Annotated in this window: 16 protein-coding genes; 14 read left to right on the top strand and 2 right to left on the bottom strand. The window is 62.4% G+C overall.

What is annotated here, in order from left to right; all coding sequences use genetic code 11:
• Window positions 1-36 precede the first annotated feature (36 nt).
• Window positions 37-804, bottom strand: coding sequence for a hydroxyacylglutathione hydrolase (gene gloB / locus HX807_RS07685; RefSeq protein WP_134326415.1), 768 nt, complete (start codon window positions 802-804; stop codon window positions 37-39).
• A gap of 65 nt (window positions 805-869) precedes the next feature.
• Here gloB and HX807_RS07680 point away from each other — a divergent pair, with 65 nt between their 5' ends.
• The 3 genes from HX807_RS07680 to dnaQ all read left to right on the top strand — a co-directional run bounded on the left by HX807_RS07680 (window position 870) and on the right by dnaQ (window position 2,993).
• The gene (locus HX807_RS07680; RefSeq protein ID WP_008435200.1) at window positions 870-1,628 is read left to right on the top strand and encodes a class I SAM-dependent methyltransferase; all 759 of its coding nucleotides are present in this window, start codon (window positions 870-872) and stop codon (window positions 1,626-1,628) included.
• Between the two features lie 101 nt (window positions 1,629-1,729).
• Window positions 1,730-2,182: a ribonuclease HI gene (gene rnhA / locus HX807_RS07675; protein ID WP_003207474.1), complete on the top strand. Its 453-nt coding sequence runs from the start codon at window positions 1,730-1,732 to the stop codon at window positions 2,180-2,182.
• Window positions 2,183-2,252: 70 nt separating this feature from the next.
• A complete protein-coding gene (dnaQ, locus tag HX807_RS07670; protein WP_162835175.1) occupies window positions 2,253-2,993 on the top strand; it encodes a DNA polymerase III subunit epsilon in 741 nt (246 codons plus the stop codon).
• A 3-nt stretch (window positions 2,994-2,996) separates the two neighbouring features.
• Here dnaQ and HX807_RS07665 read toward each other — a convergent pair whose 3' ends face one another.
• A complete protein-coding gene (locus tag HX807_RS07665) occupies window positions 2,997-3,857 on the bottom strand; it encodes a LysR substrate-binding domain-containing protein (RefSeq protein WP_003207477.1) in 861 nt (286 codons plus the stop codon).
• 239 nt (window positions 3,858-4,096) lie between these two features.
• Here HX807_RS07665 and HX807_RS07660 point away from each other — a divergent pair, with 239 nt between their 5' ends.
• From HX807_RS07660 to tpx, 11 genes are all read left to right on the top strand, one after another.
• Window positions 4,097-4,933, top strand: coding sequence for a transporter substrate-binding domain-containing protein (locus HX807_RS07660; RefSeq protein ID WP_134326417.1), 837 nt, complete (start codon window positions 4,097-4,099; stop codon window positions 4,931-4,933).
• 3 nt (window positions 4,934-4,936) lie between these two features.
• Window positions 4,937-5,743, top strand: coding sequence for a transporter substrate-binding domain-containing protein (locus HX807_RS07655; protein WP_102605662.1), 807 nt, complete (start codon window positions 4,937-4,939; stop codon window positions 5,741-5,743).
• Window positions 5,736-7,157, top strand: a complete 1,422-nt coding sequence (locus HX807_RS07650) for an FAD-binding oxidoreductase (RefSeq protein ID WP_134326418.1) — start codon at window positions 5,736-5,738, stop codon at window positions 7,155-7,157. Before HX807_RS07655 ends, HX807_RS07650 begins: the two co-directional genes overlap by 8 nt.
• On the top strand, window positions 7,154-8,365 hold the full coding sequence (locus HX807_RS07645; protein WP_134326419.1) for an aminotransferase class I/II-fold pyridoxal phosphate-dependent enzyme: 1,212 nt from the start codon (window positions 7,154-7,156) through the stop codon (window positions 8,363-8,365). The genes HX807_RS07650 and HX807_RS07645 overlap by 4 nt, the downstream gene beginning before the upstream one ends.
• Entirely contained in the window at window positions 8,362-9,096 is a 735-nt protein-coding gene (locus HX807_RS07640; protein ID WP_134326420.1) for an amino acid ABC transporter permease, read from the top strand. Before HX807_RS07645 ends, HX807_RS07640 begins: the two co-directional genes overlap by 4 nt.
• Entirely contained in the window at window positions 9,086-9,778 is a 693-nt protein-coding gene (locus HX807_RS07635; protein ID WP_003207487.1) for an amino acid ABC transporter permease, read from the top strand. The genes HX807_RS07640 and HX807_RS07635 overlap by 11 nt, the downstream gene beginning before the upstream one ends.
• Window positions 9,765-10,589 (top strand): amino acid ABC transporter ATP-binding protein, encoded by an 825-nt coding sequence (locus HX807_RS07630; protein ID WP_003207489.1) that lies wholly within the window; start codon window positions 9,765-9,767, stop codon window positions 10,587-10,589. The genes HX807_RS07635 and HX807_RS07630 overlap by 14 nt, the downstream gene beginning before the upstream one ends.
• Before the next feature lie 16 nt (window positions 10,590-10,605).
• Window positions 10,606-11,202: a cysteine dioxygenase gene (locus tag HX807_RS07625; protein ID WP_134326421.1), complete on the top strand. Its 597-nt coding sequence runs from the start codon at window positions 10,606-10,608 to the stop codon at window positions 11,200-11,202.
• Window positions 11,203-11,337: 135 nt separating this feature from the next.
• Window positions 11,338-11,985 (top strand): glutathione S-transferase family protein, encoded by a 648-nt coding sequence (locus HX807_RS07620; protein ID WP_177049666.1) that lies wholly within the window; start codon window positions 11,338-11,340, stop codon window positions 11,983-11,985.
• 25 nt (window positions 11,986-12,010) lie between these two features.
• Window positions 12,011-14,725 carry a cystathionine beta-lyase gene (gene metC / locus HX807_RS07615; RefSeq protein WP_134326423.1) on the top strand — a complete coding sequence of 905 codons (2,715 nt, stop codon included), beginning with the start codon at window positions 12,011-12,013 and terminating at the stop codon, window positions 14,723-14,725.
• Window positions 14,726-14,833: 108 nt separating this feature from the next.
• On the top strand, window positions 14,834-15,334 hold the full coding sequence (gene tpx / locus HX807_RS07610; RefSeq protein ID WP_134326424.1) for a thiol peroxidase: 501 nt from the start codon (window positions 14,834-14,836) through the stop codon (window positions 15,332-15,334).
• Window positions 15,335-15,431 lie beyond the last annotated feature (97 nt).

Below are 15,431 nucleotides of genomic sequence, written 5' to 3'. Positions count from 1 at the left end.
CAACCATTCAGAAATTACGTACTAAATTCCGCGCGCTTAGAACGTATCTTTCCACGACCTCAAGCTAGCAAACACCTCACTCCCGGACCGGTTATCGCGGCCATTCCGTTCGTCCGCTTTTTCTTTAACGGATGTTTCAGAGGTCCGCAGAAAAGGGTTGGTGCGTTTTTCCAGGGCCAAAGTCGAAGGCAATGTTATCTGGCCGTTCGCCCGCAGTTGCCGCACGTTCTCCACCCGTTCGGCGATATCCGCGTTATGCGGTTCCACGGCCTGGGCGAATTTCAGGTTACTTTGTGTGTATTCGTGGGTGCAGTACACCAGCGTGTTGGCCGGCAAGGCCGCCAGGCGCTCCAGTGAGGTGTGCATTTGCTGCGGGGTGCCTTCGAACAGGCGGCCACAACCGGCGGCGAAGAGGGTGTCGCCACAGAACAGCACGCCCTCGTGATAAAAGGCGATGTGCCCCAGGGTATGGCCGGGTACGGCAAACACCTCGAAGTCCCAACCCAGCACGTTGATGCGGTCGTTATCCTGGAGTGCCACGTCCCGCGCCGGGATCTTTTCATTTGCCGGGCCGTAGACCGTGGCGCCTGAAACACTTTTAAGTTGCTCGACGCCGCCGACATGATCATGGTGATGGTGAGTCACCAGGATGTCGCTGAGGGTCCACTCGGGATGCTGCTGGAGCCAGGCCAGCACGGGCGCGGCATCACCGGGATCGACCACCGCGCAGCGCTTGTTCGGCTGATCCTGTAACAACCAGATGTAGTTATCGGTGAAGGCGGGCAGGGCACTGATCTGTATCATTCTTTGATTCGCCAAGCTGAACACATTGGTGCATCTTAGAGCTTCTTGGCGCGTTGGAGAATGCAATGACTGATAAAGCGTTCGCCCAGGCCGATCCCGAGTGGCTGGCACTGATCGGTGCCGCCCGTGAATGGCTGTCCGGGCCTGTCGGGCAATTTTTACTGGATGAAGAACGGCGCATGCTCGAAGACGAGCTGGGTCGGTTCTTTGGTGGTTACCTGGTGCATTACGGGCCGTCGGCACAAACCCCGCCGTCGGCACCCCAGGTGCAACGCAATGTGCGCCTGGGGGCGCCGCTGCCGGGGGTTGAAATCGTCTGCGAGGAGCAGGCCTGGCCGTTGAGCGAGCATGCGGCCGATGTGGTGGTGATGCAGCATGGCCTGGATTTCTGCCTGTCGCCCCACGGTTTGCTGCGCGAAGCGGCCAGCAGCGTGCGCCCTGGTGGCCATTTGCTGATCATTGGCATCAACCCCTGGAGCAGTTGGGGCTTGCGCCATGTGTTCGCCCATGACGGGCTGCGCCAGGCGCGCTGCATCTCGCCGTCGCGAGTCGGCGACTGGTTGAACCTGCTGGGCTTTGCGCTGGAGAAACGCCGCTTCGGGTGCTATCGTCCGCCGCTTGCGTCTGCCAAGTGGCAAGGCCGGCTGGCCGGCTGGGAACGCAGGGCCGGTGCCTGGCAATTGTCCGGCGGGGGTTTCTACCTGTTGGTGGCGCGCAAGATCGTCGTTGGCCTGCGCCCGGTGCGCCAGGTGCGTCGCGAGCCGATGGGCAAGCTGGTGCCGATGCCGATGGCCAAGGTCAATCGCAAGCAGAGCGAACAGTAAACATACCTTTTTGATTTCAGGTCGAGCCTCTCGACCTCGGGCACTTGTCGGTCGATTATCGGCAACCCGCTTTGATGGATCCCGCTTTAATGGACAGTGAAATGACCGATACCGTAGAACTCTTCACCGATGGCGCCTGCAAGGGTAACCCCGGCCCCGGCGGATGGGGCGCCTTGCTGGTGTGCAAGGGCGTGGAGAAGGAACTGTGGGGCGGCGAAGCCAACACCACCAACAACCGTATGGAACTGATGGGCGCGATCCGTGGCCTGGAAGAGCTCAAGCGCCGTTGCGACGTATTGCTGGTGACCGACTCCCAGTACGTGATGAAGGGCATCAACGAGTGGATGGTCAACTGGAAGAAGCGCGGCTGGAAGACTGCGGCCAAGGAGCCGGTGAAAAACGCCGACCTGTGGCAATTGCTCGATGAGCAATGCAATCGCCACAACATTACCTGGAAATGGGTGCGCGGGCACATCGGCCATCCCGGCAACGAGCGGGCCGACCAACTGGCCAACCGCGGTGTGGATGAAGTGCGCGGCTACAAACAGAGCTGATGCCGGCTGACGTGTTAAGATCCCGCCCCTTGAAATGTACCAAACCGTTGAGAGCTGAACCCTGATGGCCATCCGATCTGTTGTACTCGATACCGAAACCACCGGCATGCCGGTGACCGACGGCCACCGGATCATTGAAATCGGCTGTGTCGAACTGATGGGCCGCCGCCTCACCGGCCGGCACTTCCACGTCTACCTGCAACCGGATCGGGAAAGTGACGAAGGCGCCATCGGCGTCCACGGCATCACCAACGAATTCCTGGTGGGCAAGCCACGGTTTGCCGAAGTGGCGGATGAGTTCTTTGAGTTCATCAACGGCGCGCAACTGATCATCCATAACGCGGCGTTCGACGTTGGCTTCATCAACAACGAATTCGCGCTGATGGGGCAGACCGACCGGGCTGATATTACCCGGCACTGCTCGATCCTCGACACCTTGATGATGGCGCGTGAGCGTCACCCGGGCCAGCGCAACAGCCTCGATGCGTTGTGCAAACGCTATGGCGTCGACAACTCCGGCCGTGAACTCCACGGCGCGTTGCTCGACTCCGAGATTCTCGCTGACGTCTACCTGACCATGACCGGTGGCCAGACCAGCCTGTCCCTGGCCGGTAATGCCTCGGACGGCAATGGTTCGGCGGAAGGCTCGGGCAATCGTCCTTCGGAAATCCGCCGCCTGCCAGCGGATCGCCAGCCCACTACGATTATTCGCGCCAGCGAGCAGGACATGGCCGAACACGCGGCGCGCCTTGAGGCGATCGCCAAGTCTGCTGGCGCACCCGCGCTGTGGACCCAATTGACCCAGCAATAACCTTTAGCCCAGCGCCAGCCCCTGGCTGGCCCTGATCAGGTCATATGCCTTGCGCGCAATCGGGTTCGCCGTGTTCGGACGGATCCACAGGTAGTACGTGACCTCCGGCATCCTCGGCAATCCATCGTTTTCCCCCAATACCCGCATATCCGGCCCTAGCATCTCCATGCTCCGTGGGGTCACGCCGAGCCCTGCGCGGGTTGCCGCCTTGATACCGATCAGGTTCGATGCCAGGTACGCCTGGCGCCACGGGATATTCGCCCGTTCCAGCGCCTCAAGGGCGTAGCGCCGATAAATGCTCGGCTCATCCACCAGAATCAATGGCAGCGGCTCGCTTGGCGAGTGAATGTATTGCGCCGAACAAATCCACCACACCGGCGAGGTGCGCAGCGCAAAGCCTTCGAGGTTGGCATCGGCGCGGGTGGAAATCACCATGTCGACCTTGCCCCGGTGCAGGTCATCCATCAGGAACGGGCTGCGCCCGACGTCGATCTCCAGGCGCAGGCGCGGTGCCGAGCGGGCGATGTGGCTGAGGATCGGCGGCAGGATGGTGTCGGCGATGTCGTGGGGCGAGCCGATACGCAGTACGCCGCTGAGGCTGCTTTCCCGCAGGGAATTGAGTGCATCGTCATTCAGCGAGAGCATCTGCCGCGCATGCCGCAACAGTTGCATCCCGGGTTCTGTCAGTTGTTTTTGCCGGCCACGTTTTTCAAACAGGCTGACGCCCACTTGTTGTTCCAGACGCTGCATATGCTGGGTGACGGAAGATTGTGTGCGTGCCAGGTGAGTGCCGGCTTCGGCAAAGCTGTGGTGGTCGACCACGGCGATAAAGGTGCGGAGCAGTTCAAGATCGAGGGTCGACATGGCCATTCCAGGGCGTTTTTATATCAAGGGTGCGAAGATAAACATTACAGATGTTTATGTTTTGTCGCGCCGGGTTTTTACGAGGGCTAATGAATTCGAGTATATGGCCAAAAGTAAGCGCGTCCATATACGGGAAGTTATAACGATATTAGATATTTGAATTTCCGTTAGCCCGGCACTCTCCCTAGCATGCCCCCACATCAGGTCGGGGTACGCCGATCGCTAATGAGGGGAGTTCCATGGGGTTTGTGCGCGCGGCGGTAAAACGAAGGTTGCCTGTGGTCCTGGGCGCGTTGATCGCCCTGGGCGGCAGCGCAGTGGCTCAGGCCGATGCGACCCTGGACAAGATCCAGCAGCGCCATGTGCTGGTGGTCGGCGTGCTGCTGTCTGGCGGGCCGTTTGGCGGCATCGACCCCACCACCCAGAAGCCCAGGGGCTTGAACGTCGACCTGGCCAACGAGCTGGGCCGTCAGTTGGGCGCCGAGGTGCAGCTGGTGCCGGTATTGCCGGCCAACCGTGTGCAGTTCCTGCAACAGGGCAAGGTCGACCTGCTGATCGCCAATATGGAATGGACCGCCGAGCGTGGCGAGATCCTCGGGTTCGTGCCGACGCCGTTCTACAAGATCGGCGGCACTGCTGCCGTACTCAAGGACAGCAAGATCACCCGCTGGGAAGATCTCAAGGACCAGCCGGTGTGCACCTCCCAGGGCAGCAGCTACATCAAGCCGCTGACCGAACTGGGCGCGCAGATCAAGGCCTTCAAGAGCTCTTCGGAATCCCTGCTGGCCCTGCGCGGCAACAACTGCGTCGCCGCGGTGCATGACTCCACCCTGGTCAACCCGCTGATCAACGACAGCGCCGAATGGAAGGATTACCGCACCCTCAGTCCCGAGCTGAACCCGGCGCCATCGGTAATCTGGACCCGCCGTGGCGAGAGCGACACCCAGGCCAAACTCGACCCGATCGTCAAGGACCTGCACCGCAGCGGCTGGCTGATCGAAGCCCAGACCCGCAACCACATCACCCCGGCGTCCCCGGCGCTGGTGGAGTTGCAAAAACAGTTCAAGGGCGCCTGACACATGACATTGAGAACCCTGACCGCCTTGGGCCTGGCACTGTGCGCCAGCCTGGTCCACGCCGACGCCACCCTCGACAAGATCCAGCAACGCCACGCCATCAGCGTCGGCGTGATCCTCAGCGGTCCGCCGTTTGGCACCATCGACCCCAAGACCGGCGAACACCTGGGCTACAACGTCGAACTGGCCAAGGGCCTGGGCCAGGCGCTGGGTGTGGAGACCAGGACCGTTTCGGTACTGGCGCCCAACCGCGTGCAGTTCCTGCAACAGGGCAAGGTCGACGTGCTGATCGCCAACATGCAGTACACCGACGAACGCGCCGAGATTCTCGACTACGTGCCCACGCCCTATGAAGAGGTCGGCGGCGCGGCGTTGATCCGCAAAGGCGCCGGCATCACCCAGTGGGCCGACCTCAAGGGCAAGCCGGTGTGCGTGTCCCAGGGCAGCAACTTCATCAAGCCGTTGCAGGAAACCTACGGCGCGCAGATCAAGGCGTTCCGCAGCCAGTCCGAATCTTTGCTGTCGTTGCGCGGCAATGGCTGTGTGGCGGCGGTGCACGTCAGCCCGACCATGCACGCGCTGCTCGGCGATGCCGAATGGTCCGGCTACGAGATCCCGTTGCCGGGGGATTTGATCCCGTCCAAATCCGTGATCTGGATCCGCAAAGGCGAACACGACACCCAGGCCAGGCTCGACGCCATCGTGCGCGACTGGCATCGCAGCGGCTGGTTGATCGCCCTCGGCGAACGTACCGGCATGGCTCCGTCCCAAGCCCTGCGTGATCTGCACGAGCAGTACAGCCATGAGTGAAGCGCTATTCGCCACCCTGCAACAACTGCTCGGCGCCGCCCATGTGCAGCGCAGCGAAGACGCCGCCCAGTACCTGACCGACAAACAGGGCCGCTACACCGGCCAGGTGATCGCCGTGGTGCACCCGGCCAACACCGAGGAAGTGGCCGCCGTGGTGCGTGCGTGTGTCGCCCTGGAAGCGCCCATCGTGGTCCAGGGCGGCAACACCGGCCTGATGGCGGGTGCCACACCGGATGCCAGCGGCCGCGCGGTATTGTTGCTGCTCGACCGCATGAACCGGGTGCGTGTGATCGATACCGACAACGACACCCTGACCGTCGAAGCCGGCTGCATCCTGCAAAACATCCAGGACGTGGCCCGTGAAGCCGATCGCCTGTTTCCATTGAGTCTGGGCGCCGAAGGCAGTTGCACCATCGGCGGCAACCTTGGCACCAATGCAGGCGGCACCGCCGTGCTGCGTTATGGCAACACCCGCGAGTTGACCCTGGGCCTGGAAGTGGTGACCGCCGAAGGCGAAATCTGGAATGGCCTGCGAGGGTTGCGCAAGGACAACACCGGCTACGACCTGCGGGATTTGTACGTGGGCAGCGAAGGTACCCTCGGGATTATCACCGCCGCGACCCTGAAGCTGTTCCCGCTGCCCAAGGCCCAGGCGACAGCGCTGCTGGCGTTTGACGAGTTGGCCCAGGCGGTGGCGTTCCTGTCCCATGCCCGCGCCGGTTTTGGTGCAAACCTCACTGCATTCGAATTGCTCAGCGCCGATTGCCTGGCGTTGTTGCGCGAGCAATTTCCCGAGGGCCCGCAACCATTTCTCAACGCCAGTCAACCCTGGTTTGCCTTGCTGGAGCTGTCGGATAACCACGGTGAAACCCACGCCCGCGAAGCCTTCGAAACGGTCCTCGGTGAAGCCTTCGAACAGGCACTGCTGGCCGACGCACTGATCGCCGAAAGCCTGGCGCAAAGCGAAGCGCTATGGCTGCTGCGGGAGAACATGAGCGAAGCGCAGAAGCGTGCCGGACGCAATATGAAGCACGATATCTCGGTGCCCATTTCGCAAATCGTCGCCTTCGTCGCCCATACCGATGCGCTGTTGCAGACGCATTTCCCCGGTGTTCGCAACTTCACGTTCGGGCACCTGGGGGACGGCAACCTGCATTACAACGTGGCCCATCCGCTGGATTCAACGGTTGACGAGCACATGCGCAACTACGCCGAATTGAGCTTGCTGGTACACGACAGCGCCCATGCCCACGGCGGCTCCATCAGCGCCGAACACGGGATTGGCCAGCGCAAGGTCGGCCTGCTGGGCCGCTACAAAAGCCCGGTGGAACTGGACCTGATGCGCCGCATCAAGCGGGCCCTCGACCCGAAAAACCTGCTCAATCCCGGCAAAGTCATTGAGGTGCAGCCATGACCGTTCGCTTGTCCAAGCGGGTGCAGCGCGTGTCGCTGTCGGCCAATGCGGCGGCCAAATCCCGCGCCACGGAACTGCGTGACGCCGGCCGCGACATTCTGGACCTGACCACCGGCGAGCCGGATTTCGATACCCCGGAGCACATCAAGCAAGCCGCCTGCGCAGCCATTGCTGCGGGCGCCACCAAGTACACGCCGACACCCGGGGTAAAAGCCTTGCGCATGGCCGTGCAGCGAAAACTGGCCGAAGAAAACCACCTGGACTATTCGCTGCCGAATATCGTGATCGCCAACGGCGCGAAACAGATCATCTTCAACGCCTTCGCCGCAACCCTCGACGACGGCGATCAAGTGCTGGTGCCGACGCCTTACTGGCCGTCGTTCCCCGACAGCGTGCGCTTCAACGGTGGCGAGCCGGTGTTTATCGAGTGCGGGCTGGAGCAGGGCTGCAAACTGCTGCCCGCCCAGCTGGAGCAACACATCAATCAACGCACCCGCTGGCTGATCCTTAACGGCCCGGGCAACCCGAGCGGTGCGGTGTATAGCGAGGCTGAACTGCATGCGCTGGCCGAGGTGCTGCGTCGCCATCCCCAGGTGCTGGTGCTGCTGGATGAACTCTACGAACACATCCGCTTCGACGGGCGCCCGGCCCAGAGCCTGCTGAACGTTGCGCCGGATTTGCAGGACCGTTGCCTGCTGGTGGGCGGCGTGTCCAAGACCTACGCCATGACGGGCTGGCGCATCGGTTTCGGCGCCGGGCCGCAGGCCTTGACCCATGCAATGGCGGTTGTTCAGTCGCAATCCACCTCCGGTGCTTCCTCCGTGGGCCAGGCTGCTGCATTGGCGGCATTCACCGGCGGACTGGGCTTTTTGGCCGAGCAGGTAGCGGCCTATCAGCTGCGCCGGGACCTGTTGATGATGGCCCTCGGCACCGTCGTGGGCCTGGAAGTACTCGAACCCCAGGGCGGCTTTTTCGTGTTCGTGCGTTGCGCCGGTTTGCTTGGCCGCTATCGCCCGGACGGTCAGTGCCTGAACGATGACGGCGATGTCGTCGCGTACTTGCTGGAGGAGGGCGTCGCCGGAGTAGCGGGCAGTGCCTACGGCCTGTCGCCGTGGTTTCGCCTGTCCATCGCCACGGCGACCGACAGCGTGGCCGAGGCCGGCCGCCGTATCGCTGTCGCCTGCGGCAAGCTGCGGGGCGTCGAATGAGTCATTGGCTGGAGCTTTTTGTGCACTGGGCCGCCGGTATCGGCCTCAACTACAGCTTCCTGCTGGATGCCTATCAGCGCGGCACCCTGGAGCAGGGCGCGTTGACCACCGTGCTGTTGTGCCTGTTCACCGTCGTTGGCAGCCTGCTGGCCGGGATCAGCCTGGCAACGCTGCTGACTTCCGGCAACCCGTGGCTGGCCAAACCGGCGCGGGTGTTTATCGAAGTCACCCGCAACACGCCGACCCTGGTGCAGCTGTACTGCGCATTCCTGGTGTTGAACATGCTGCTGACCCAGGCCGTCGGCGCGGCCAACCCGCTGACGCCGTTTGCCTGGGTGGTGATCGTGATTTCGCTGCACAAGGGCGCGTTCCACGCCGAAGCCCTGCGCGCCGGCATCGAAGCGGTGCCCGCCGTGACCCTGGAAGCCGCCAGCTCCCTGGCGTTCAGCAGTCGGCAATTGCTGTGGAATGTGCAGTTGCCGTTGGCCCTGCGCTTCGCGCTGCCGTCGCTGATCAACAACCTGATCGACCTGGTGAAAATGACCGCCGTGGCCTCGGCCATCGCCGTGGGCGACATCACTTACGCCTCGATCATGATCTGGACCCAGAGCGATAACGTGCTGGAGCTGATGATTCTGATCCTGAGCTTTTTCGGCTTGCTGAGTTTTACCGTCAATTGTGTGGGGCGCTGGCTGGAAGCGCGCCTGAGGATGCCCGGCTATGGCCATTGATTCATTCCCGGTGCTGTCGGCGTTGCTGCAATGGTCGCCGGCGCTGGTGACTGGTTTCGGCCAGAACATCCTGATCAGCCTGGTGGCGATTGGTCTTGGTTCGCTGCTGGGCCTGATGGTGGGCGCGTTGGCCCTGTCACCCCTTCGCCTGCTTCGGTTGCCCGCGCGGATCTGGGTGCAGGTTTTCCGCAATGCACCGTGGCTGGTGCTGATCTATTTCACCACCTACGTGTTCCCGTTCGAGATCCATATCGGCAGCAGCTACGTGTCGTTCCCGGACTGGGTCAAGGTGACGATTGGCCTGGCATTGCCGGCCAGCGCCAACGTGGCGGAGATCTTTCGCGGCGCCATCGGCTCGATCCCCAGCACCCAGTGGGAGGCGGCGCGCTCACTGGCATTTACCCGCGGCCAGATATTCAGCTCGATCATTCTGCCCCAGTGCTTCAAGCGCATGTTGCCGCCGTGGATGAACCTCTACGCGGTGGTCACCATGGGCACTGCCCTGGCGTCGCTGGTGGGCGTGCACGACGTGATCGACACCGCACAGATCGCCAGCAACACCGTGAACATGACCGGCTTTACCGTGGTGATCTACCTGAGTTTGCTGGTGCTGTTCTTTGCCTACTGCTACCCGATTTCCCGTTTGACCCAACGCCTGGAGCGCCGTTATGCCTTCTATTGAACCCCTGGTCAGCCTGCGGGATTTGCAGCTGTCGTTCGGTGACAACCGGGTGCTCAAGGGCATCGACCTCGATGTGCATCGCGGCCAGGCGGTGTCGATCATCGGCCCGTCGGGCTCGGGCAAGTCGACCATCCTGCGTTGCATCACCGGCCTGTTGCAGCCCCAGCGCGGCACCATTCGCGTGGGCGAAACCCGGGTCGATACGCTGACCCAGGAAGCGCAGCGTATCGAGTTGCGCAAGCGTGTGGGTTTTGTGTTCCAGCAATACAACCTGTTCCCGCATTTGTCCGTGCTGGAAAACCTGGTGATCGCCCCGCGCAAAGTGCTCGGTCGCAACCGTGCCGATGCCGAGAAAGATGCCCGGGCGCTGTTGGCCAAAGTGCGCATGGAGCACAAGGCCGATGCCTATCCGGGCCAATTGTCCGGCGGCCAACAGCAGCGGGTGGCGATTGCCCGGGCGTTGGCGATGCGCCCCGAGCTGATCCTGTTCGATGAAGTGACCTCGGCCCTGGACCCGGAAACCGTCGGTGAAGTACTGACGGTGATTCGCGAGCTGACCGAAGAAGGCATGACCTGCGTGCTGGTGACCCACGAAATGCGCTTTGCCGAAGAGATCAGCGACATCGTCTATTTCACCGAAAACGGCGTGATCGTCGAGCACGGCAGCGCCGAGCAGATCTTCCAGCGCCCCACCAGTGAACGGACCCAGGAATTCCTGCGCCATGCCTTGGGCGATCCCGGCCGTCGGCCGCCGATCGCCAACGATCCGTACCTGTTGACCAACCTGAGCCGCTACACCCTGTCCGTCTAACAAGAGGAACCTCGTCATGAGTACCGCAAACCGTGCCGCCGTTATCGAAGACTTCCTGCAGCAGATCCGCGTCATCAACCAGCGTGGCGTAGACCGCGCGGCCCTGGTGGAAATCGTCGGGCTGCTGGAAACCCTGGCCGAGCGCCGGGACCTGTTCAACTTCAGCGAATTCCCCGCGCCGGTGCCGGGCCAGGGCAGTACCGCGTTCCGCTATCGCCTGAACGACGACGGCGACACGCCCACCCTGTACCTGAACTCGTTGCTGCCGGGCAAAAGCACCCTCCCGCACAACCACGAAACCTGGGCGATCATCAGTGCCGTTGAAGGCCAGGAAATCAACTACGTGTATGGCCGCAACGATGAAGGGCGTGAGGAAGGCTTCACCACCCTGACCCTTGAGAAAGAAGTCGTCGTGCAGCCGGGCACCTCTATCTCGTTCCTCGGTGAAGACCTGCACGGGATTCGCGTTGAGGGTGAGCAGCCGACCTTGCATTTCCACCTGTACGGCTTGCCGCTGGAATCCCTCAATGGCCGTTACGGCGTTGAAGCAGACGGCCGGATCCTCAACTACAACGCATCGCAGATGGCGCCTTCAATCCGGGCCTATTCCTGAGCACAACACACATCAAATGTGGGAGCGGGCTTGCTCGCGAATGGGGTGTGTCAGCCAATGAATGCGTTTCTGGCCCACCGCATTCGCGAGCAAGCCCGCTCCCACAATTGGATCCGCGTTCATCCAGGGTTTTTTATGATTGATCTGTATTACTGGCCTACGGGCAACGGCCTGAAAGTCGGCATCCTGCTGGAAGAGCTGGAGGCGGAGTACCGCCTGATTCCGGTCAACATCCGCGAAGGCGCGCAGAAGCAGGAAAGCTTCCAGCGCATCAGTGCGAATGGGCGGATTCCGGCGATTGTCGACCACCGCCTTGAAGCACCCCTGAGCCTGTTCGAGTCCGGGGCGATCCTGAACTACCTGGCGGACAAGGCCGGGCGCTTCCTGCCGCCCGCCGGCAGCGCCGAGCGCCAGAAGGTCCAGGAGTGGCTGTTCTGGCAGGTAGGGCATATCACCCCGTACCTGAGCCAGTTGCAGCTGTTCAAGGAGAAGGCCCCGGAACCGATTCCCTTTGCCCTGGACCTGCTGAACGCCGAAGCCACGCGCCTGTATCGGGTGCTGGAGCAGCGCCTGGCCGAGGTGCCGTATGTGGCGGGCGAATATTCGGTGGCCGACATGGCGATCTTCCCGTGGATCCAGCCCCTGCGCCAAGGCCAGGACCTGGCGGACTACCCGAACATCCAGGCCTGGCGTCTGCGCATCAAGGCGCGCCCGGCAGTCCAGCGGGCCTATGCCAAGGGCCGTGAAGTGGCCGCCGGCGAGCGTTCGCTGGCCTTGCAGTAACCCATCTATTTTTTGCGGGACTTCCATGAGCCAGACCATCACACCCGGGCAATTGCAACAATGGCTGTTTGACGGCCAGGAAATCGCCCTGTTCGACGTACGCGAGCACGGCCAATACGGCGAGGCCCACCTGTTTCACGGGGTGAACCTGCCCTATAGCCGCCTGGAACTGGAGGTGCAGCGCCTGGCACCGAATCCCCGGGTGCGCCTGGTGATCTACGACCAGGACGGCGGCGATGTGGCTGCGCGCACGGCACTGCGTTTGCAAGCGCTGGGCTACCGCCATGTGCATGTACTGGAAGGTGGTGCGAACGCTTGGCAGGCGGCGGGTCTGCAGTTGTTCGCCGGGGTGCATGTGCCGTCGAAAGCCTTTGGCGAATTGGTGGAAGAGGCCAGCCACACACCCCACGTCACCGCGCAGCAACTGGCGGACTGGCAGGCCACGGGCGAGCCGCTGGTGGTGCTGGACGGTCGGCCGTTCGATGAATACCGCAAGATGACCATTCCCGGTTCGATCTGCTGCCCCAATGGTGAGCTGGGCTACCGCGTGCACGACCTGGTGCCGGATGAAACCACGCCGATCGTGGTCAATTGCGCCGGGCGTACCCGCAGCATTATCGGTGCCCAGACGTTGATCAATCTGGGTGTGAAGAACCCGGTTTATGCATTGGAAAACGGTACCCAGGGTTGGTACCTGGCGAATTTCAAACTGGAGCATGGCAGTACCCGGCGTTATGCCGATCAGGTCTCGACGGATCTGGCCCGACAGCGCGCGGCTGCCCGGCAATTGGCGGAGCGGGCAGGGGTAGTCAGTGTCAAGGCGGAGCAGGTTCGCCAATGGGCAACGGACCCGGCCCGTAGCCTGTTCCTGTGCGATGTGCGTACCGCTGAAGAATTTGCCGCCGGCAGTTTGCCGGGGGCGCAACACACGCCGGGCGGGCAATTGATCCAGTCCACCGACCTGTACATCGGCGTGCGTCAGGCACGGGTGGTGCTGCTGGACAGTGATGGTGTGCGTGCGCCGATTGTCGCCAGTTGGCTGCGGCAGTTGGGACATGAGGCGTATGTGCTGGAGGGTGGCGTCCACAGTGGATTGGCGCTGGAGGTCAAGGAGGCCGTGCCCTTTGACGCGCTGCCGCTGATCTCGGTGCAGGCGCTGGCCGAGGCGCTGAAGGACGACACCGTGGACCTGGTGGACCTGCGCCCGAGCATGATCCATCGCAAGGGCCGGATTGTCGGTTCGCGCTGGTCGATTCGTTCGCGGTTGACCGCTGGTGGGCGTCCACTGGTGCTGCTGGCTGATGATCCGGCACTGGCCGCTTTTGCTGCGTTGGGCTTGGGCGGCGATGTGCGTTTGCTCGACGGCGGCTATGCCGCGTGGGTTGCGGCCGGTTTGCCGGTGATCGAGGATGCGCAAACGCCTCCGGACAACCAGTGCATCGACTTCCTGTTCTTCACCCACGACCGCCACAGCGGCAACAAGGACGCTGCCCGCCAATATCTCGCCTGGGAAATTGGCCTGTTGGCACAGATGAGCGAAGCGGAAATCGCCAGTCTCAAGCCGTTGTTGCCCGCGTCACGGGTGCGTACCCGGCTGATTCACGCGGCGCGTACCGAAGGCGGCAATGGTGGTCGGGCGGTGAACGTACCGATCACCCGCCTGAGCACCGTGCTGTTCGACAACCTGGCCCAGATGCGTGACGCCCGCTCCCGACGCGACAGTGAGCGGGTCCTGAGTTACGGCGCACGCGGCAATCCCACTGCTTTTGCCCTTGAAGACCTGGTCACCGAACTTGAGGGTGGCTATCGCACACGGCTGTATGGCACCGGGCTCGCCGCCGCGGCGCAGACGTTCCTGGCCTACCTGCGGCCCGGCGACCATGTGTTGATCACCGACGCCGTCTATTCGCCGGTGCGCAAACTGGCCCGGGAGTTCCTCCAGCCATTCGGCATCGAAGTCAGCTATTTCGCCCCGGACGGCAGCGGCCTGGAAGCGCAACTGCAGGCCAACACCAAAATGGTCTACGCCGAAGTGCCGGGTTCGCTGCTGTATGAGCTGTGTGACCTGCCCGCGCTAGCCGCACTGTGCAAGCCGCGGGGCATTCTGTTGGCGGTGGACAACACCTGGGGCTCGGCGTACCTGTACCGCCCGCTGGCGCTGGGTGCCGACATCTCGATCATGGCCTTGACCAAGTACCTTGGCGGCCACAGTGACGTGATGATGGGCAGCGTCTGCACCACCGAAGCGGCATGGCCGGCCCTGGCGAAAATGAGCGATACCTTTGGCAATGCGGTGAGTGCCGACGATGCCTACCTGATCCTGCGTGGCGCACGCACCCTGGCCTCTCGGCTGGACGTGCACGAGCGCCAGGCGTTGAAGATTGCCCAGTGGTTGCAGGCGCAGCCGCAGGTCAAGCGGGTGTTTCATCCGGCACTGGCGGAGCATCCTGGCCACGCGCTGTGGAAGCGTGACTTCAGCGGGAGCAACGGTTTGCTGTCCTTCGAACTCGACCGCGCGGATGCCGGCTACGTCGAACGGTTTATCGACGGCCTGCAGCTGTTTGGCCTGGGCGCATCCTGGGGCGGCTTTGAAAGCCTGGTGACCCTGGCCGATACACAGGATCGCCAGAGCGCCGCCGACCGTGGATTGAACCCGGTGGTGCGCCTGCATGTGGGGCTGGAGGATGTGGAGGCGTTGATCGAGGATCTGCAGCGCGGGTTCGTGGCGGCGGGGCGTTGAGCCTCGCACCATGACAATTTGCGTCCGCCCATAGGTGCCAATCGAACTTTGTGTTTAACTTCGGCACCTGAAATTCGTTTCACTACCACCACTAGAAGGATTCCGTTCATGGCTCAAGTTACCCTCCGAGGCAACCCTGTCCAGGTCGAAGGCGATTTGCCGAAAGTCGGCGCCAAGGCGCCAGACTTCACCCTGACTGCCGGCGACCTGTCTGACGCGACCCTGGCGACTTTCGCCGGCAAGCGCAAAGTGCTGAACATTTTCCCAAGCGTTGATACCCCGACCTGCGCCACTTCGGTTCGCAAGTTCAACGCTCAGGTCAACGACGTGAACAACACCGTAGTGTTGTGCATCTCCACCGACCTGCCATTTGCCCAGGCGCGTTTCTGCGGTGCCGAAGGCCTGGAAAACGTGAAGAACCTGTCGGACTTCCGTGAGGCAGCCTTTGCTGTCGACTACGGTGTAGCGCTTGCTGATGGCCCGCTCCGCGGCCTGACCGCCCGTGCCGTCGTGGTACTGGACGAGAACGACAACGTACTGCACAGCGAACTGGTCAGCGAAATTGGCCAAGAGCCGAACTACGAGGCAGCCCTGGCTGTTTTGAAGTAACTGTTACTACGCATTACTGTCGTTTTGCAGTAACACGCGTGATGCAGTATTACGGCCTGGCCTAGTCCAGGCCGTTTTTATTTGTGCTTCAGAGGCT

This window comes from Pseudomonas sp. D8002 (genome assembly GCF_013385695.1).
Taxonomy (GTDB): domain Bacteria; phylum Pseudomonadota; class Gammaproteobacteria; order Pseudomonadales; family Pseudomonadaceae; genus Aquipseudomonas.
Note: the sequence above shows the minus strand (reverse complement) of the source record. Positions and strands in the feature narration are given on the sequence as shown.